The sequence below is a fragment of the Klebsiella sp. CSG-1 genome (assembly GCF_056521145.1).
This window is the reverse complement of sequence record NZ_JBWNLD010000010.1, coordinates 161,140-178,503: the sequence shown is the minus strand read 5'-3', so window position 1 is coordinate 178,503 and position 17,364 is coordinate 161,140. Positions and strand designations below refer to the sequence as shown.

Here is a 17,364-nt window from a genome sequence, read left to right as displayed (position 1 = left end):
AAAGCCAGCCAGGAGCTGGCTGGCGAAGACTCGGATACAACTCCATATTATGATTGGTGTTTCGGGGGTTCCTGAACACCTGTCTGGGAACGGCGGCACAGGCTGCAATACCCAGAAAGCTGGTCAGCTATCGTTGGAGCCCGGGGTTATTCTCCGGCCAGCAGCTTTTTGCAGCGGTAGATAAACGCGCTGGAACGCCGCGTTAACCCTTCAATCTCCCTCGGCTTCATGCCGTTACGCAGATGCGTCATAATCCATTCCCGATCGGCGTCGATATGAGATCGGCAGTGATATTTCGCTGCCTCTTTCTCTACTTTTTGCTGCGTCAGCAGCGCGGCGATCTCCTGTTGTTTGTGGCGGGCTATCGGCGTCAGTTCGCTGTCGCCGTGTCGCGCGATTTCGTTCCACAGCGCTAAGGCACGCCGCAATAATCCCCGCTCCTGTAGACTTTGCGCCTGAACCTGTTTCTCTTGCAGTGTCGTTACCATGATATCAGCGCGGCCCGTTTCGCTGTGGAGTTATTTGTCATACAAATATGGCGGTGATTGATTCAGAAAGGAAATGAATAATTTTTATCTTAATTATGAATGAATGGCATGATTTTATATGTCGCTGATTTAAATGAATTTTATTTTACCGGCGGGAGTGGGGCAGGCCCGGCGTCTGAGATCCTGTGGTGCGCTATCATCAGACCCCGGAGAGGGCAAAAATTACAAATCAATGACTAAGTTTGCCGAGCGGCTGCGCGAGCAGCACAGGGCTATCTGCTGCGCGGCGGCAGATTTCTCGGCCTCTGACTGTACCGTATCACGATGATCGGCCTCACCGGCCATCAGCGGCGTCAGGCAGGCGCCGCACATCCCCATTTCGCAGGAGAGCGGCACGGCGACGCCATGTTCCTGAAGCACCTGGGCAATGGTCTTATCGCCCGGAACCGGCCACGTCTCGCCTGACGACGCCAGGGTGACGGTAAACGTATCCTGATCATCGCTCGTCGCGGCGGCCTTCAGCGGCTGGAAGGCTTCGCTGTGAACCTGCGCCTCGGGCCAGTTTTTCTCCGCCGCAATTCGCCGGGCGGTATCCATAAAACCCGACGGGCCGCAGAGATACAGATGGTGGTCGGCGCGCGCATCGCCCAGCGTATCAGCCAACGACGAGCGCGGACTTTGCCCTTCATCTGAACAATGGACCACGCAGGTGCCATGGCTGATGATTTTTGCCATTTCGCCGACAAAGGCCGCATTTTCCCGACGCTTAACGTAGTAGTGCAGCTCAAACGGCGTGCCCGCCGCGTCGAGATGCAGGGCCATGGTGTACAGCGGCGTGATGCCAATGCCGGCGGCCAGCAGCGTAACCTGTCGCGCAGGCTGCAGCGCAAACAGATTGCGCGGCGGAGAGATAAGCAGCGTCTGGCCCGGGCGCAGCGTCTCATGAATATAGCGTGACCCGCCGCGGGAGGCGCCCTCCCGACTCACGCAGATCAGGTAAGCGTCGGCGCCCGCTTCGGCGTGGCGACCGGTAAGCGAATACTGGCGAATTATCCCGCAGGGCAGGTGAACGTCAATATGTGCCCCCGGCAGCCAGCCGGGAAGCGGTCTACCGTCCGGTGCTAACAATTTGATGGCGAGGCTTTTGTCCCCCTCGCGCCACAGGCCATCGACAACGACCTTCAGTACGTCACTCATCACTCTTCTCCCTTTACACCAGGAAAAACTCACCAAAACCCATTTTCTTCAGGCTACGGCGATAGGCGATTGAACTGCGATCGGCGGGAATGTGCGCCTCAAGCGTTAAGTCCAGCGGCAGCCGTTCCGGACGTTGAGTCTCCACCATCAGACGGTCCTCTTCGAACACGCGCAGGTTGAACGCATGTACCTCTTCCACCGGCACATGCAGGTCAAAATTGCGCGCAATGGGGGCAAACATTCGGGTCACCCGCGATGATACCGGTGAGGCGGCATTCATGATCACCAGTCGGGCCTCGCCAGGGAAATGGATGGTCAGGGTTGCCGTAAAGGGCAGGTGCAACTCAAAATGACGCAGCCACTGGAAGCCATCCGGGGCCCGAAATTCAGAACTGGCCGGGTAATTGCCGACCGAACTCCAGTAATCGGCGATGAAGCCAAAGGGGGTCTCCTGCGGGGTATAGTCGGGAACCACTTGATTATCGGGATCCGCGAAGGTGTCGGTATGGATCCAGGCGAAGTGGGCAACATCGAGAAATCCCTCGACCTGGCGACCGGCAAAGCCGTTGACTTCAAAGGCCGGGCAGTTGATCTGCTGGAAGCCCTCATCGTCCCAGTGGGGAAGGGTGGGCAACGGCATCGGGTTTTCCGCATCGAAAGCCAGGCAGGTCCAGATGAGCCCGTAGCGCTCCTCGACCGCGTAGCAGGTGAGATTAAGCTTTGCCGGTACCGGCCGATCGGGGCTTGAGGGAATGCGGTTGCAGAGGCCATCTTCCCCGAAGCGCAGGCCGTGATAGGGACAAACGATCCCCTCTTCATCATGGAAGCCCAGCGTCAGCGGCACGCCGCGGTGCGGGCAGACGTCGCGCGCGACCACGACCTGGCCCTTAATGCGATAGATAACCAGCTGTTCATCCAGCAGCACCGCTTTCACCGGCGCGGCGCCAATATCTTCGGCACGGGCGACCGGATGCCAGCAGCGGGCCAGGCGTAACCAGTCTTCAGGATCGAAAGTGCAATGGGCGGGGGGCGTTGGCGCGGCTCTGTTCATGATTTTCCTTCCTGCTCACAGAATACATTTGTTTAATTGTTGTGAGTTTATTGTTGTCATATTAGGGTGTTGACATCCATCAGCATTAATTCACTAACCCGTTGCAAAAAAGAGGACAGGGTAGACATGAGTCCGTTTTCGCGTTTTGCGCTCTATTTTGCTGAAGTCGCCCGCAGCGGCAGCCTGCGTCGGGCCGCTGAAAAGCTGCATATTTCGGCTTCGGCGATCAATCGCCAGATCCTGCAGGCCGAAGAGGCATTTGGTACGCCGCTGTTTGAACGTCTGCCGGAAGGGCTGCGAATGACGACCGCCGGCGAGCTGCTGTATGACAATCTGTTGCGCTGGCAAAAAGAGTTTCGCCTGACCCGGCAAAAGTTTGATGAGCTGCAGGGGCTGAAGCGCGGAACGGTCAGCGTGGGGATGGTGCAGGCGCTGGCGGAGGGAAGCTTTGCCGCGGCGCTGGCCGATATTATCGGTACCTGGGACTGGCTGGAACTGGTTTTGCAGGTGGCCGACAGCCATACGGTCAGCGAAAAAGTTCGTCAGGCCGATCTCGATTTCGGCCTGATTCTTGATCCGGAAGGCCAGGTGGGGCTGAGCGTACTGGCGTTTGTGGAACTGGAAATGGGCGTTGTCATGCGCCCGGATAACCCCCTGGCGGATGCGGCCGCGCTCTCCCTGGGGGAGCTCAGCCAGCAGCGCCATATTGTCCCTGGCGCTCCGTTGATTGTGCACGAACGCGTCGGCCTGCTCTATCGCCATTATGATTTTAGCCCGGCCAACAGCATCAGCTGTAACGATATCCGGCTGATTAAATCGCTGGTGCTGAAAGGCAGCGGCGTGACCGTTCTGAGCCTGCTGGATGTTCTGGATGAGGTGAAAAGCGGCCAGCTGGCGTTTGTTCCGCTGCGCAATAAGCTGCTGCGGCCGCTGACGCTGGCGCTGTGTACGGCGCCATCGCGCCAGCTGTCTCGCCCGGCGCAAATGGCGATTCAAAAATTGACGGCGGTGATGGAGGAGATGCAAACCGTCGGCGGAGGTTAGCCCAGCGGGCCGCCCTGGATGGTTTCGCACAGGCCATTGATAATTCGCTCCCCGGTCTCCTCTTTGAGCTCCTGATACCACGCCTGGGTCAGGGCCATATCTTTCCCGTGCGTGATGTCGCAGCGCTTGCGCGCCTTGAGTATCAGGTCGCGTACGCGCGCGCAGCGCAGCGCTTCGTACTGCCGCAGCGCGGAAACAATCTCACGATTTTCCAGGAAAATATTGCCCAGCACCACCGCATCCTCCATCGCCGCGCAGCCGCCCTGTCCGATGTCCGGGGTCGTGCTGTGACCGGCATCGCCGAGCAGCGCGACCTTGCCGCGAACCAGGGTATCCAGGGGTTCAATGTCATGGATTTCAACACGGTTGGTTGTCTGCGGATCCAGGGCGGCAATCAGTTTTTGCACCGCGGGCGCCCAGCCGCTGAAGTAGCGGCTGAGATCGTCGCGCAGGGTGTGCCGATCTTCGGCCAGACCGGCGGGCAGCGGAACATCAAAGAAGAAATAGAAACGGCCATGCGCCACCGGCATCAGCGAGACGCGTTTGCCTTCGCCGACGAAGGTGGTCCACTGATCCGCCGGCGCAATGCTCTCATCGATATCCACCAGTCCGTTCCAGTTGACGTAACCCGCATAGCGGCGCTCGGGCTGATGGCCAAGTACATAGGGGCGCAGCGCCGAGTGGCTACCGTCGGCGGCGATCAGAAAATCACCGTGGGCCGTGCTCCCGTCGCTAAACCAGACGGTGACACCGTCAGCGTTTTCTTCCGCGCGAGTCACCCGTTTACCAAACTGCACCGCCTCGCGTCCCCAAAAATCGAGCATCTCTCTTTGCAGTTCGCTGCGTGACACCGGGCAGGGGCGGCCGCCGGTGCGTTCAACCAGCGGAGCGAGGCTAAAGCGGGTCAGGGTTTCTCCGCCCTGATACTCTTTATAGGCTAAAAAGTGCATCGGGCCGCCGTAGGTTTCGATGATCTCGCCCATGCCGAGGTTGTTCATGCACTTCACGCCGTTTGGCCAGATGGAGATCGCCGCGCCGACCGGCTTTATCTCTTTCACCGCCTCAAACACCTCGCAGGTAATTCCCGCATTCTTCAGGGCTACCGCCGCGCTCAGACCGCCGATACCGGCACCAATCACTAATGCTTTCATGCTGTTCTCCTTATATTGCGTCATCAGGGAAGTGAGCAATTTGCGTACCAGCTTGCTCAAAGCACTAAAATCGGCCTTGCGGCGACAACACGGCGAGGTTTTGCACTTATCTGGTGCGTCAGAGGGTGGCAATTGCCATTTTCTGAACTAAAAATTTCTTAAGGATAATGATGGAATCGAAAGTTTCATCAACGGCGCACGACAGATGAGCGGGCAGGTAACAGCGATATCGAGTAATTATCATTAATAAACAACTAGTTATTGAGCTTCGCTATTGACGGGCGGCCCGCGGCGCCACTCTGGCCTGCTTTGTGCACTGTGCAGACAACGTTGAGGTGAAACGGGGGAATGGAGATGTTGCAAAACAACAACAGCGGTCAGTTGACGGCCTGGGCAATGGACAATGGCGCGGGGCCCTGTCCGCGTGGCCAACGACGGGCGACGCCCCTGCATGGGTTGTTATCACGCGGACAACGCGCGGCGGCGGCAAGGAGGGACAATGATCCTGCTTACTGACTTTAACCAACTGCCAGCCGACGAGGCCGCGCATCTGCTGGAGCCGTGCGTGGCGATTGACGCCTGGGTGACGGCGCTGGTGCAGGCCCGGCCATACCCGAACCTGGCGACGCTGCACGCCGTGGCGCAGCAGAAGTCGCTGGTGTGGGGCGAACCGGAGCTGGATCTGGCGCTAAGCGCGCATCCGCGCATTGGCGAAAAACCCGCCGCCCGGCACGGACATGCCGCGCTGTCGCGGCAGGAACAGGCGGCGGTCAACGATCGGGATGCGTCGCTCATCCAGGCGTTAACGGAGGGCAACGCCCGCTATGAAGCGCGCTTTGGCCGGGTGTTCCTGATTCGTGCCAAAGGTCGCAGCGGGGAAGAGATACTGCAGGCGCTGACGCAACGGCTGACCCACAACGCGGCGCAAGAGGTTGCGTGCGCGCTGGCGCAGCTACGTGAAATTACGTTATTACGACTAACGGGAGTCATTGGCGAATGAATACGTTGAGTACCCATATTCTGGATGTTTCCACCGGCAAGCCTGCACAGGGGGTGGTGGTCAACCTGCTGCGGGGAGGGCAATCTATCGCCAGCGGCATCACGGATGCGAATGGTCGCATCGCGTCGCTGGCGCCGGGCAAGCTGGTCGCCGGCCGCTATCGGCTGGTGGCGGATATTGGCGACTGGTTCACCCGCGGCGGTCTTGAGACGCTGTATCTGTGCGCGCAGATTGATTTTGCGATTGCCGAAGAGGCGGATGAGCATTTCCATCTGCCGTTCTTGATTGCCCCCGGCGGCTGGTCAACCTATCGCGGGAGCTGAGCGTGCCAACGCCCGGCAGCGAGCCGGGCTTACTTATTCCGCCTCTGTGTGCCAGACGCACTCGCCATTGACCCAGGTCTGGTGAATATTGCGTTCGTCGCCCAGCGTCATCAGGACAAACAGCTGTTCGTAAATATCCTGACAGCGGGAGAGGCGCAGCCGCTGCAACGGCGTCACCCCAGGGGTGATGGCGACAAAGTCGGCCTCTTTCCCCGGCTGGAAGTTGCCAATCTTCTCATCGAGAGACAGCGCCCGGGCTCCTCCCAGCGTGGCATGGTAAAAGGCTTCACTGGCGCGTAGACGATAGCTTTGCAACTGCGCCACTTTATAGGCTTCGCCCAGAGTGCGTAGCATACTGAAAGTCGTCCCCGCGCCGACGTCGCTGCCGATGCCGATACGCACCTTCTGCTGCCAACTGGTGGGCAAGCGGAACAGACCGCTGCCGAGAAACAGATTTGAGGTCGGGCAGAAGGCGAGCGCCGAGCCGGTCTCGTGCAGGCATCGCCACTCCGCATCGGCGAGGTGAACTCCGTGGGCAAATACGCTGCGTTGGCCGGTTAAGCGATAGTGGTGATACACATCAAGATAGTGCTCATGCTCCGGCCACAGGCTTTTTACCCACGCTATCTCATTGAGATTTTCGCTCAGGTGGGTATGCAGCCAGGTATCCGGGAACTCTTCCCGCAGGCGTTGAACCGCGGTCAGCAGCTCCGGCGTCGACGTGGGGGCAAAACGCGGCGTGATGGCGTAGCCGAGGCGGCCCCGATGGTGCCAGCGCTGAATGAGCTCGCGGGTTTGCCGGTAGCTCTGCTCCGCCGTTTCACTCAGATAGTCCGGGGTGTGGCGGTCCATCATCACTTTACCGGCCAGCAGGCGCATATTCAGCCGCAGGGCTTCGCTAAACAGCGCATCGACGGATTCGGGATGCAGGGTACAAAACACCAGCGCGGTGGTGGTGCCGTGGCTCAGCAGCTGGTTGATAAAGAACTGCGCGATCTCTGCGGCATACTCTTCATCACAAAACTGACTCTCCACCGGAAATGTGTAGGTGGTCAGCCACTCCAGCAGCTGCTCGCCGAAGGCGCCAATCATCTCAGTTTGCGGATAATGCACGTGCGCATCGACAAAACCGGGGAGTAACAGCTGTCCGCGCAGATCGAGATAGCCTGTTTGCGGATGCAGGTACTGTTCGCCCTCCTGCCACGGCAGCAGCGCCTGAATTTTTCCCTGCTGGATAAACAGCACGCCATCATCAAGGTAGCGCGCATGGCGAGCGATATCGTCGGCGCTGTCGGCGATATGGGCGATATCGAAAAAGGCGCCGCGAACGGCGGTGTGGTACTCAATCATCAGGACAACCTTCTTTGTTCCAGATAGGGGCAAGGGTATTGAGCAAAAATAATGCCAGTTTGTCGGACGGGAGATGCCGCGGCGCGGTGCCGCGGCAAAGAGGGGCGTTACTCTTTCTGGGCAAGCGGGCGGGAGGTAAAGCGCGATGCGGCGGGGGCGCGATCGTCGCGGGCGATCCAACGATAGGCCGCGCCGCTCAGGAAGACGCCGATAAACCAGCTAAAGTTCGCCACTTCATGCAGGGCCGGAATAAAGCTAATCACCAGTCCGAAAGCCACCGACGGGATCAACGCCGCGATGGCTTTCGGGTTAAAGCCGTTGCGATACCAGTACTGGCCCTGCGGCGTGGCATCAAACAAGTCGTCAACGGACACCTGGCCGCGCTTAATCAGGTAGAAGTCGACAATCAGAATACCAAACAGCGGGCCGATAAAGGCACCCAGAACATCCAGCGTATAGTGAATCAGCTCCGGTGAGTTAAACAGGTTCCACGGCGTGAGCAGAATGGAGCCGACCGCGGCGATCATGCCGCCGGTACGGAAGCTGATTTTCTGCGGTGAACAGTTGGAGAAATCAAATGCCGGTGAGACAAAGTTGGCGACGATATTGATCCCGATGGTGGCCGTGATCATCGTCAGCAGACCAATGGCGACCGCCAGATCGTTCCCCACGCGGCTGACGGTTTCAATCGGGTCGGTGATCATCCGGCCGAACAGCGACTGGGTGCCGGAGACAATCACCACGGTAACGATCGAAAACAGCAGGAAGTTAAACGGCAGACCCCAGCGATTGCCGCGCCGAATTTCGCCCATGCTTTTGCCGTAGCGCGAGAAGTCGCCGAAGTTCAGCAGCGGGCCAGAGAAGTAGGAGACCACCAGCGCGGTGGCGGTGATCATCTGCCAGGTCTGCTCGCCGGCGGTCAGCGATTTGCTGGCCAGGGTAAAGGAAATACCGTCAAAGCCGGTTTTGTATACGATCCAGCCCGCCAGTGCCAGCATCACCACGTAGACCGCCGGTCCGGCAATATCAATAAAGCGCTTAATGGCGCTCATTCCGTGCCAGAAGACCATCGCCTGCAGCAGCCACATGGTGGCGAAACAGAGCCATCCGAGGTGCGACAGACCCAGGAAAGTGGCTTCGGTTAATGTCGCCAGCGAAGGCCAGAACTTGAGCAGCACCAGCATCAGCGCGTTGGCCGCCAGATAGGTCTGGATGCCGTACCAGGCGAAGGCGATAAGCCCGCGGATCACCGCCGGGATATTGGCGCCAAAGACGCCAAACGCCTGACGACAGATGACCGCATAGGGCACGCCCGCCATCTGGCTCGGCTTCGCCACCAGGTTGGCGCACAGCTGGACGATACAAATTCCTACCAGCAGGCAGAGAAGCACCTGCCAGCTGGCCAGCCCGAGCGTGAAGAAGCTCGCCGCCACCACGTAGCCTCCCATGCTATGGACGTCGGACATCCAGAAAGAAAAGATGTTGTACCAGCTCCAGTTCTGGTCGCGCGTCGGCGCCAGATCCTCATTACACAGCCGTGGGCTGTAGCCGACGGTGGAGTCAGCGGCCTTAACCTGATGGGTATGTTGTCTGTTTGGCATGAAACCTGCTCCTCTGAATGAAAACCCTTTTACGTTACTGGTTGAGGCTGTTGCAGGATTCAGGCCAGAATCGTTAATCTTGTATACAAGAAATTTATTTTATGTATACGATTGGCTATCGAAAAGTAAAATCCGGAGTGGGTGAATGCGTAATGAAAACCGTCAGCAGGCCGCGCCAGCGCTGCATGACAAGGATGAATCCATCTATCAGGCCCTGCTGACCGCCATCGTGGAGCATCAGCTGCCGCCGGGCAGCAAGTTGCCGGAGGAGGCGCTGGCCGAGGTCTTCGGCGTGAGCCGGACCGGGATCCGCAAGGTGCTGCAACGACTCAATGCTGTGCAAATGGTGACATTAACGCCCAAACGTGGTGCACAGGTGGCCAGCCCAACGGTGGAAGAGGCGCGGGAGATCTTCCGCACCCGCGCGCTGCTGGAGGTGGCGAACCTGCCTGAGGTGATCGCCCGCTGTCAGCCGCCGCACCTGGCGGCGCTGGAGGCGATTATCCGCCAGGAGCAGCAGGCGCATGAAGCTTACGATGGCCCGGCGGCGATTCGTTTTTCCGCCGAATTTCATATTCAGCTGCAGGCCATTTCCGGCAATCAGGTCCTCACCGAAATGGTGACCCGCCTGAGTCAGCGCTCTTCATTAGTGATTGCGGCATGGGGAGCGCCGTGGCGTCAGGGCTGCCGCTGCGACGATCACGAGCAGCTTGTCCAGCTGCTGCGGCAAAAAGCGCTGCCGCCCCTGAGCGCGGCGTTAACGCACCATTTTGAACATATCGTTGCCAGCCTCTGCTTTGAGCGGGCTGGTGAATGCCTGCCTGATTTTGCCCGGCTGTTTGCCGGCGACAAGGAGTCCTGATGGCCGCTATTTGTATACAAGTGATTAATCCCAACACCAACCCCGGGATGACCGACACCATCGCCACCGCCGCCCGCATGGCGGCGGCGCCGGGGACCGAGATTATGGCGGTCTCGGCACGGGAAGGGGTGCCGTCCATCGAAGGCCATTTTGATGAGGCCATTGCCGCCGTCGGCGTGCTGGAGCAGATTCAGGCCGGCCGCCAGCAGGGCGTTTCGGGCCACGTGATCGCCTGTTTCGGCGATCCGGGATTGCTGGCGGCCCGCGAGCTGGCGCAGGGGCCGGTGATCGGCATTGCCGAAGCGGCGATGCATCTGGCCACGCTGGTCGCCACGCGCTTTTCCATTGTTACCACGCTGCCGCGTACGCTGATTATCGCCCGTCATCTGCTGCATCAATATGGCTTCTACGACCGTTGTTCCGGTCTGCACGCCATTGATCTGCCGGTGCTGGCGCTGGAAGACGGCAGCGGCGTGGCGCAGGAGAAGGTGCGCGCGCGCTGTATCCAGGCATTAAAAGAGGATGGCTGCGGCGCCCTCGTGCTGGGCTGTGGCGGAATGGCCACCCTGGCCCAGGAGCTGACCCGCGAACTGCAGGTGCCGGTCATTGATGGCGTCAGCGCGGCGGTGAAGATGGTGGAGTCGCTGGTGGCGCTGGGTCTGTCGACCAGCAAACGCGGGGACTTAGCGTTCCCGGAAGCCAAAACCCTGAGCGGTAAATTTCAGGTATTCAATACATTTTCAATTTAAGGGGTGGGAGATGACGTCAGCAGCACAGAATTACCCTCGCGACCTGCGAGGATACGCCGGTCAACCGCCGCACGCGCAGTGGCCGAACCAGGCGCGCATTGCCGTGCAGTTTGTCCTCAATTATGAAGAGGGGGCGGAAAACCATGTTCTGCATGGCGACGCCGGTTCCGAGCAGTTTCTCTCCGATATAATCGGCGCCGCCAGCTACCCGGACAGGCACATGTCGATGGACTCGCTGTATGAGTACGGCAGTCGCGCCGGGTTCTGGCGCATCCATCAGGAGTTCAGCCGACGCGGGTTGCCGCTGACGGTGTTCGGGGTGGCGATGGCCCTCGCGCGTCACCCCGATATCGTCGCGGCGATCAAAGCCGCCGACTACGACGTGGTTAGCCACGGCTGGCGTTGGATCCACTATCAGCATATGGATAGCGACATGGAGCGCGAGCATTTGCATAAGGCAGTGCACGTCTTAACCGACCTGTTCGGCAAGCCGCCAACCGGCTGGTACACCGGGCGGGATAGCCCCAACACGCGACGGCTGGTGGTGGAACACGGCGGTTTCGATTACGACAGCGACTACTATGGCGATGATTTACCTTTCTGGACCGAGGTGCAGTGCGGCGACGGTTCGCGTAAGCCGCATCTGATTGTCCCCTATACCCTCGACGCCAATGACATGCGCTTTGCCACCGCGCAGGGCTTCAACACCGCCGAGCAGTTTTATACTTACCTCAAAGACAGTTTTGATGTGCTGTATGAAGAGGGGGAAGAGGCGCCGAAGATGATGTCTATCGGCATGCACTGTCGCCTGCTTGGCCGGCCGGGGCGCTTCCGCGCCCTGCAGCGTTTCCTCGATTATGTCCAGCAGCACGAGCGGGTCTGGGTCTGTACGCGCCAGCAGATCGCCACCCACTGGCGCGAAGTCCACCCGTTCCGGGAATAGTGGTCGTTCCCGGGTAGCCCGGCTCAGCGCCGGGTTAGTTCATCAGGCTGACCTGCGCGGCAACAATCCGCCAGCCAAACGGAAAACGGACCCAGGTTTGCTGCTGGCGGCCGATCCGCTCGCTGCCGGCGCGGGTAAACTCGGTGCTGCACACCGCGTAATCCTCGCCAAAGGTGACGATTTCGGTGTGGCGTAATTCGCGCTGCAATCCCGCCGCCGGACGGGCGGCGCGAAAGGCGCGAATTTCATCGATACCGTAGAGGTTCTCGCCAGCCCCCAGGCGCACCGTCCGTTTATCGTGCCAGAAGAGCTCATCCAGCACCGCAATGTTGTTGCTGACCAGCGCCTCTTCGTAGCGGTAAAAAGCGGCGGTTACCTCGGCCAGAACGCGCGGCCGGTTAATATTATCCTGATTGATCATCATGCTCTCTCCGCAGGGCGGGCCTCGGTGATGCCCGCGTGTTCCAGAGCGCGCGCAGCGCGCAGACAGGCCTGTTCATTAAACGGCGCGGCAATCAGCTGCACGCCAATGGGTCGGTTGGATGCCGTGCGCAGCGGGACCGTGACCACCGGCAGGCCGAGGAACGAGATGGGCTGGGTGAGTATGCCCATACTGGCGCGAACGGGCAGTATCTCGCCGTTGATCGTCATCGTCTGTTGGCCGATAAGGGTGGCGCTGCACGGTGTCGCCGGGGCGATGAGTACATCGACGTGGTGAAACAGCGATTTTATTGCCTGCCGGGCATGGCGGCGAAAACGCTGCGCCTGAAGATACCAGGCCGCAGGAATCATCGCCCCGGCCAGCAGACGCTCCCGCGAGTTCGGTTCAAAGCGTGCCGGCTCACGCCGCAGCGCCGGCAGATAGTGATTGCCCCCTTCGGAGGCGCTGATGATAAACGCCGCCGAACGCGCCAGTTCGGCCTCGGGGAACCGATGCTCTTCCCGGGCGTCGAGGGCCTGCGCGACGCGGGCCACCGCGGCACGGGCGTCGCTATCGCACCAGTCGCTGAAATAACCGCCAAGCACTCCGCAGCGCAGACCCTCCGCCGTGCGTTCCAGCCGCTGGCGAGTGGGGGCAACGGCTTCGTCCGCCTGGGCATCATCGTCGGGGTCGTGCCCCTGTAAGGCATCGTAGACCGCCGCCAGATCGTCGACGCAGCGGGCAAACGGGCCAATGTGATCGAGGCTGGCGACGAACGGATGGCTGCCCGCACGCGACAGGCGGCCAAACGTCGGCTTCAGGCCAAAAATACCGCACAGGGAGGCCGGGACGCGGATTGAGCCGTTGGTATCGCTTCCCAGAGAGAAGTGAACCAGCCCGGCGGCAACCGCCGCTGCCGAACCGCCGGAAGAGCCGCCGGCGATGCGCTGCGGATCGTGCGGATTATGGGTGGCGCCATAGTGGCTGTTTTCGGTGGTGAACCCATAGGCGTAGGCATCCATATTGACCATTCCGCTAAGCAGACCGCCTGCCGCGCAGATCTGCCGTACCGCCCAGCCGTCGTTGACGGCAGGCGGGCGGTCGCTGAACAGCTGTGCGCCGGCGAGGGTGGTTTCCCCGGCAACGTCGAACAGATTTTTTACCGCGTAGGGAACCCCCGCCAGCGCCGGTAACGGCTGGCGGGTTCGACGCAGCGCATCAATCTGGTCGGCTTCGGCGAGCATCCGGCGTTCGGTGATCTGCGTCCAGGCATTAATTCGCCGGTTAACCTGCGCCATATCGTCGAGAGTACGGCGGGCAATCTCTCTGGCGCTCAGCTCACCGTCAGCCAGCGCGCGCTGAATATCAGCAATCGTCATCTCAGTCAGGGTCATGCTTTGTACACTCCGGCAATCTCCAGGCGTTCATCGAGCGGAAAGGCCATCAGCGGCTCAGCCATGGCGGCAATGCGGGAGAACTGTAGCTGAAGCTCAGCGCGGCGGGTGTCGTCCAGCTCCAGTGCCAGCAGGTGTTCCATTTGCGCCAGATAAGCGCGCCAGTCGTTTACGCTATGGGTCATGTTCGTCTCCTAATAACCGGCGGCGGCGCCGTTGCTGCGCGGATCGGACGCCCCTTCAAACAGGCCGTTGGGATGACGGACGATGGCGCCGGCGTGCCCCATGGCTTCGCTATAATCGGCCAGCACCTCCACGTCATGACCCAGCGCCCGCAGACGGGCGATGCTCTCCGGCGCGAAGCGGCCTTCCAGCTTCAGAGAATCTGAGGTTTGTCCCCAGGTTCGGCCCAGCAGCCAGCGCGGGCGCGAAATACTCTCCTGCAGCGGGATGCCCTGCAGGATGTAGCGGGTGAAAATGGCCGCCTGAGTTTGCGGTTGGCCATCCCCGCCCATCGAACCGTATACCATGACCCGGCCGTCGTTGAGGCGCGCGGCGGCGGGGTTGAGGGTATGAAACGGCTGTTTGCCTGGCGCCAGCGCCAGCAGATGTGCGGGGTCGAGACTGAACGAGGCGCCGCGGTTTTGCCAGACGATCCCGCTATCCGGCAGTACGACGCCGCTGCCAAACTCATGATAAAGACTTTGAATAAAGGAGACCGCCAGCCCGCTGCTGTCCATCACCCCCATCCAGACGGTGTCGCCGGGGCCTTTTCCCGCCCCCCAGGGGGCGGCCTGCCGATCGTCGATGTTATCGGCCAACTGCTGGAGCGCCTGCGGGTCGAGCAGGCTTTGAATATCCACGTCGAGATGACGGGGGTCGGTAATGTGGGCATCGCGCAGGCCAAAAGCCTGCTTGGTGGCCTCGACGATACGGTGCACGGTCTGCGCGTCATCGGCATCGTGCATCGCCAGCCGGTCGGTAATCCCGAGGATCGCCAGCGAGACCAGTCCCTGCGTTGGCGGCGCCAGATTCCACAGTTCGCCGTGCTGGTGCTGAAGCTTCAGCGGCGCAGGGCGACGGGCGCGATGCTGCTGTAGGTCGGCAAGGGTGATGGGCAGCCCGCAGGCCGCCATCCCCGCAGCCAGACGGCAGGCCAGCGGGCCGCGATAAAAACTGTCGAGGCCATCGTCGACCAGCTGCTTAAGCGTCGATGCCAGCGCGGGCTGACGAAAACGACTGCCGGCGGCCGGCGGTTGTCCGTTGACCAGAAAGGTCTCCGCGAACCCTGGCAGGTCATGGAGTTCGGCGAGTTTTCCGGCGCTGGCGCTGGACTGGGACGCCGTCACCGGCGTGCCGTCAGCGGCATAGCGAATCGCATCCTCCAGCAGGCGCGCCAGCGGCAGCGCTTTTCCGGTTAACGTCTGCGACACCTTCAGCGCTTCATCCCAGCCGCTGACGGTCCCGGCGACGGTCAGCGCCGCTTGCGGTCCGCGGTGCGGAATTTGCGCCAACCCGGCGTAGGCTTCCGGCGTGGCCAGCGAGCCCGCTGCGCCGCTGGCGTCAATGGCTATCGGTTCGCCCTCCGGCGGGACGATAAGCCAGAAGCCATCGCCGCCCAGGCCGTTCATATGTGGGTAAACCACCGCAATGGTGGCCGCCGCGGCGACCATGGCTTCTATCGCGCTGCCGCCTTCGCGCAGCACGGCAACCGCGCTTTGGCTGGCCAGATGGTGCGGGGCGACCGCCATTCCGTGGGCGGATACATTACTCTGCATGGGTTGTCCTCATGATCCAAAGGTGATGTCAGCGCTGCAAAAGCTGTTCCACTTTGAGCGTAAAGTTTCATTCGTCGGGAGGGGCGGCCCTTTTTCTTAAACTGGCATGCATTATGAAAGCGCTCTCATCATGTATAGTTTGATGAAACAAAAGTTACAGAGGCTGTATGGAACAACTGGATGAACGCTTGAAAGGGCAATATGCCTCATTGTCGCCTCAGGAACAGCGGGTGGCGGATTTTATTTTCGATCACTTCGACGACCTGATTAGCTATAACAGCGCTGAGCTGGCGCAGCTGAGCGGGGTGTCAAAAGCCACGGTGAGCCGTCTGTTTAAGCGGCTGGGCTACGAAAAATATAAGGATATGCGCGATGAGCTGCGCACCTTGCGCCAGAGCGGAATGCCGCTGACCGATCATCGCGATGCGGTGCAGGGGAACACGCTGCTGGCGCGGCACTATAAGCAGGAAATGGCGAATCTGACGCAGTGGGTCAATGCGCTCGATGCGCAGCAGTTTGCCGAGGCGATTAGCGGGATGGTCAACGCCCGGCGCATTGCGATCATCGGAATGCGCAACTCCTGGCCGGTGGCGCTGCACCTGCGCCAGCAGCTGCTGCAGGCGCGCGGGCAGGTGCAGGTGCTGCCGCAGCCGGGACAGAGCTTAAGCGAGGAACTGGTGGATCTGACGGCGGACGATCTGGTGGTGGTCATGGCCTTTCGCCGCCGTCCGCGCATTATTCGCCCGCTGTTGCAACAGCTCCAGCAGCGCGGTATTCCGGTACTGCTGATCTGCGAACCGCAGGCATACAGCCTGTTTCCGCTGTCCCGCTGGCAGCTGTGTGCTCCCCTGGATAGCGTCTCGGCCTATGACAGCTACAGTTCGGTAAACAGCTTGATCAACCTGCTGGCGAATGCGTTCCTGCACGAAATTCTCGATAAAGGCCGCCCGCGCATCCACGATATCGCCACCCTTTATCAGCAGCTGGACGAGCTTGAGCAACGATAATGGGGCCTCAGGCTGGTGCTTTGCTCTTTTATGGTGCAATAAAATAGTGGGGGAATGAACTCCGTTTCCCCGCTGTTTTCCGCTATCTCCTGTTTCTTCTCTCTTTTCTCGCGCTTTGCGCTGTGACCCTCCTATTTTTTGTATCTGGCACATTAGTTGCAGAAGTTTATTTAAAGAATCTTTTGTTTCATACTAACGTAACGGGTAAACATCATGAAAAAACTGCTGATCGCACTGGCCGGGGCCGCTTGTCTGTTCACGCAAATCACAGCGGCGAAAGCCGACCAGCTGCAGGATATCGAAAAGCGCGGCGTGATTCGCATTGCGGTTCCGCAGGATTTCCCGCCGTTTGGTTCGGTGGGGACCGATCTCCAGCCGCAGGGCTATGACATCGATATGGCGCGTTATCTTGCCAGTCAGATGAAGCTCAAGCTGCAGCTGGTGCCGGTGACCAGCGCCAACCGGGTGCCTTATCTGCAAACCGATAAAGTGGATCTGGTTATCTCCAGCCTCGGCAAAAATGCGGAGCGCGAGAAGGTGATTGATTTCAGCCGCCCGTATGCGCCGTTCTTCCTTGGCGTATTCGGCCCGAAAGGGGAAGAGCTGAAGGATGCGGCGGCGCTCGGCGGCAAAACCGTCGGCGTTACCCGTGGCGCGGTGGAAGATATGGTGCTGACCAGCATTGCGCCGAAAGAGGCGCAGATTAAACGCTATGAAGACAACAACACCACGCTGTCGGCTTATCTGTCAGGCCAGGTGCAGTACGTGGCGACCGGTAACCTGGTGGTGGCGGCGATTTCCCGGCAAAACCCGGCTAAAGCGCCGGTGCCGAGCTTTATGCTGAAAGATTCGCCGTGCGTGATTGGTCTGAAAAAGAATGAGCCGGCGCTGAAAACGAAAGTCGATGCGCTGATCGAGCAGGGAATTAAAGACGGTACCCTGAACAATTTGTCTCAGCAGTGGCTGAAAGCGCCGTTGCCCGCCGACTTTTCCGCATAAGGTCAG

General features: G+C 60.1%; 18 protein-coding genes. 8 read left to right on the top strand and 10 right to left on the bottom strand.

Annotated features, from left to right (window positions below):
• Positions 1–146: 146 nt before the first annotated feature.
• The 3 genes from AC007G_RS22255 to hpxD form a co-directional block, all read right to left on the bottom strand.
• On the bottom strand, positions 147–488 hold the full coding sequence (locus AC007G_RS22255; RefSeq protein ID WP_032688465.1) for a hypothetical protein: 342 nt from the start codon (positions 486–488) through the stop codon (positions 147–149).
• Positions 489–710: 222 nt separating this feature from the next.
• Entirely contained in the window at positions 711–1,685 is a 975-nt protein-coding gene (locus AC007G_RS22250) for a PDR/VanB family oxidoreductase (RefSeq protein WP_047664573.1), read from the bottom strand.
• A 13-nt stretch (positions 1,686–1,698) separates the two neighbouring features.
• Complete coding sequence (hpxD, locus tag AC007G_RS22245; protein ID WP_142630393.1) at positions 1,699–2,736, bottom strand: molybdenum cofactor-independent xanthine hydroxylase subunit HpxD; 1,038 nt, start codon at positions 2,734–2,736, stop codon at positions 1,699–1,701.
• Between the two features lie 126 nt (positions 2,737–2,862).
• Between hpxD and hpxR the strand changes: the two genes are divergently transcribed.
• The gene (gene hpxR / locus AC007G_RS22240; RefSeq protein ID WP_032688461.1) at positions 2,863–3,780 is read left to right on the top strand and encodes a LysR family hpxDE operon transcriptional regulator HpxR; all 918 of its coding nucleotides are present in this window, start codon (positions 2,863–2,865) and stop codon (positions 3,778–3,780) included.
• On the opposite strand, the gene hpxO is transcribed toward hpxR, so the two are convergent.
• Positions 3,777–4,931, bottom strand: coding sequence for an FAD-dependent urate hydroxylase HpxO (hpxO, locus tag AC007G_RS22235; RefSeq protein WP_032688460.1), 1,155 nt, complete (start codon positions 4,929–4,931; stop codon positions 3,777–3,779). The two genes, hpxR and hpxO, sit on opposite strands and share 4 nt — an antisense overlap.
• Before the next feature lie 499 nt (positions 4,932–5,430).
• Here hpxO and uraD point away from each other — a divergent pair, with 499 nt between their 5' ends.
• Positions 5,431–5,931 carry a 2-oxo-4-hydroxy-4-carboxy-5-ureidoimidazoline decarboxylase gene (gene uraD / locus AC007G_RS22230; RefSeq protein ID WP_094898233.1) on the top strand — a complete coding sequence of 167 codons (501 nt, stop codon included), beginning with the start codon at positions 5,431–5,433 and terminating at the stop codon, positions 5,929–5,931.
• A complete protein-coding gene (gene uraH, locus AC007G_RS22225; RefSeq protein WP_032688458.1) occupies positions 5,928–6,254 on the top strand; it encodes a hydroxyisourate hydrolase in 327 nt (108 codons plus the stop codon). Before uraD ends, uraH begins: the two co-directional genes overlap by 4 nt.
• A gap of 33 nt (positions 6,255–6,287) precedes the next feature.
• Here uraH and guaD read toward each other — a convergent pair whose 3' ends face one another.
• Together guaD and AC007G_RS22215 are read right to left on the bottom strand one after the other, a co-directional pair.
• Positions 6,288–7,604, bottom strand: coding sequence for a guanine deaminase (gene guaD / locus AC007G_RS22220; protein WP_032688457.1), 1,317 nt, complete (start codon positions 7,602–7,604; stop codon positions 6,288–6,290).
• Positions 7,605–7,711: 107 nt separating this feature from the next.
• A complete protein-coding gene (locus AC007G_RS22215; RefSeq protein WP_032688456.1) occupies positions 7,712–9,205 on the bottom strand; it encodes an NCS1 family nucleobase:cation symporter-1 in 1,494 nt (497 codons plus the stop codon).
• Between the two features lie 145 nt (positions 9,206–9,350).
• Here AC007G_RS22215 and AC007G_RS22210 point away from each other — a divergent pair, with 145 nt between their 5' ends.
• Genes AC007G_RS22210 through puuE form a run of 3 tightly spaced genes read left to right on the top strand, consistent with a single transcriptional unit; the run spans position 9,351 to position 11,759 of the window.
• Positions 9,351–10,067 carry a GntR family transcriptional regulator gene (locus tag AC007G_RS22210; protein WP_032688455.1) on the top strand — a complete coding sequence of 239 codons (717 nt, stop codon included), beginning with the start codon at positions 9,351–9,353 and terminating at the stop codon, positions 10,065–10,067.
• Positions 10,067–10,816: an allantoin racemase gene (gene hpxA, locus AC007G_RS22205; protein ID WP_032688453.1), complete on the top strand. Its 750-nt coding sequence runs from the start codon at positions 10,067–10,069 to the stop codon at positions 10,814–10,816. The genes AC007G_RS22210 and hpxA overlap by 1 nt, the downstream gene beginning before the upstream one ends.
• Positions 10,817–10,826: 10 nt before the next feature.
• A complete protein-coding gene (gene puuE / locus AC007G_RS22200) occupies positions 10,827–11,759 on the top strand; it encodes an allantoinase PuuE (protein WP_032688451.1) in 933 nt (310 codons plus the stop codon).
• A 34-nt stretch (positions 11,760–11,793) separates the two neighbouring features.
• Here puuE and hpxZ read toward each other — a convergent pair whose 3' ends face one another.
• The 4 genes from hpxZ to hpxW are packed head-to-tail and all read right to left on the bottom strand — an operon-like array spanning position 11,794 to position 15,352.
• Positions 11,794–12,180, bottom strand: coding sequence for an oxalurate catabolism protein HpxZ (hpxZ, locus tag AC007G_RS22195; RefSeq protein ID WP_046852922.1), 387 nt, complete (start codon positions 12,178–12,180; stop codon positions 11,794–11,796).
• Positions 12,180–13,574: an AtzE family amidohydrolase gene (locus tag AC007G_RS22190; RefSeq protein ID WP_142630391.1), complete on the bottom strand. Its 1,395-nt coding sequence runs from the start codon at positions 13,572–13,574 to the stop codon at positions 12,180–12,182. The genes hpxZ and AC007G_RS22190 overlap by 1 nt, the downstream gene beginning before the upstream one ends.
• Positions 13,571–13,759, bottom strand: coding sequence for an oxalurate catabolism protein HpxX (gene hpxX, locus AC007G_RS22185; RefSeq protein WP_032688448.1), 189 nt, complete (start codon positions 13,757–13,759; stop codon positions 13,571–13,573). The genes AC007G_RS22190 and hpxX overlap by 4 nt, the downstream gene beginning before the upstream one ends.
• Positions 13,760–13,768: 9 nt before the next feature.
• On the bottom strand, positions 13,769–15,352 hold the full coding sequence (gene hpxW, locus AC007G_RS22180) for an oxamate amidohydrolase (RefSeq protein WP_047664585.1): 1,584 nt from the start codon (positions 15,350–15,352) through the stop codon (positions 13,769–13,771).
• 167 nt (positions 15,353–15,519) lie between these two features.
• Here hpxW and hpxU point away from each other — a divergent pair, with 167 nt between their 5' ends.
• Both hpxU and AC007G_RS22170 read left to right on the top strand, forming a co-directional pair.
• The gene (hpxU, locus tag AC007G_RS22175; protein ID WP_032688446.1) at positions 15,520–16,359 is read left to right on the top strand and encodes a MurR/RpiR family transcriptional regulator HpxU; all 840 of its coding nucleotides are present in this window, start codon (positions 15,520–15,522) and stop codon (positions 16,357–16,359) included.
• A gap of 213 nt (positions 16,360–16,572) precedes the next feature.
• Positions 16,573–17,358: a transporter substrate-binding domain-containing protein gene (locus AC007G_RS22170; RefSeq protein ID WP_032695697.1), complete on the top strand. Its 786-nt coding sequence runs from the start codon at positions 16,573–16,575 to the stop codon at positions 17,356–17,358.
• Positions 17,359–17,364 lie beyond the last annotated feature (6 nt).

Coding starts and splice junctions, on each gene's coding strand:
- uraH (WP_032688458.1), top strand. CDS start 5,928: ATGAATACGTTGAGTACCCATATTCTGGATGTTTCCACCGGCAAGCCT.
- hpxZ (WP_046852922.1), bottom strand. CDS start 12,180: ATGATCAATCAGGATAATATTAACCGGCCGCGCGTTCTGGCCGAGGTA.
- hpxO (WP_032688460.1), bottom strand. CDS start 4,931: ATGAAAGCATTAGTGATTGGTGCCGGTATCGGCGGTCTGAGCGCGGCG.
- guaD (WP_032688457.1), bottom strand. CDS start 7,604: ATGATTGAGTACCACACCGCCGTTCGCGGCGCCTTTTTCGATATCGCC.
- hpxX (WP_032688448.1), bottom strand. CDS start 13,759: ATGACCCATAGCGTAAACGACTGGCGCGCTTATCTGGCGCAAATGGAA.
- hpxW (WP_047664585.1), bottom strand. CDS start 15,352: ATGCAGAGTAATGTATCCGCCCACGGAATGGCGGTCGCCCCGCACCAT.
- AC007G_RS22170 (WP_032695697.1), top strand. CDS start 16,573: ATGAAAAAACTGCTGATCGCACTGGCCGGGGCCGCTTGTCTGTTCACG.
- AC007G_RS22250 (WP_047664573.1), bottom strand. CDS start 1,685: ATGAGTGACGTACTGAAGGTCGTTGTCGATGGCCTGTGGCGCGAGGGG.
- hpxU (WP_032688446.1), top strand. CDS start 15,520: ATGGAACAACTGGATGAACGCTTGAAAGGGCAATATGCCTCATTGTCG.
- hpxA (WP_032688453.1), top strand. CDS start 10,067: ATGGCCGCTATTTGTATACAAGTGATTAATCCCAACACCAACCCCGGG.
- AC007G_RS22210 (WP_032688455.1), top strand. CDS start 9,351: ATGCGTAATGAAAACCGTCAGCAGGCCGCGCCAGCGCTGCATGACAAG.
- puuE (WP_032688451.1), top strand. CDS start 10,827: ATGACGTCAGCAGCACAGAATTACCCTCGCGACCTGCGAGGATACGCC.
- hpxR (WP_032688461.1), top strand. CDS start 2,863: ATGAGTCCGTTTTCGCGTTTTGCGCTCTATTTTGCTGAAGTCGCCCGC.
- AC007G_RS22190 (WP_142630391.1), bottom strand. CDS start 13,574: ATGACCCTGACTGAGATGACGATTGCTGATATTCAGCGCGCGCTGGCT.
- uraD (WP_094898233.1), top strand. CDS start 5,431: ATGATCCTGCTTACTGACTTTAACCAACTGCCAGCCGACGAGGCCGCG.
- AC007G_RS22215 (WP_032688456.1), bottom strand. CDS start 9,205: ATGCCAAACAGACAACATACCCATCAGGTTAAGGCCGCTGACTCCACC.
- AC007G_RS22255 (WP_032688465.1), bottom strand. CDS start 488: ATGGTAACGACACTGCAAGAGAAACAGGTTCAGGCGCAAAGTCTACAG.
- hpxD (WP_142630393.1), bottom strand. CDS start 2,736: ATGAACAGAGCCGCGCCAACGCCCCCCGCCCATTGCACTTTCGATCCT.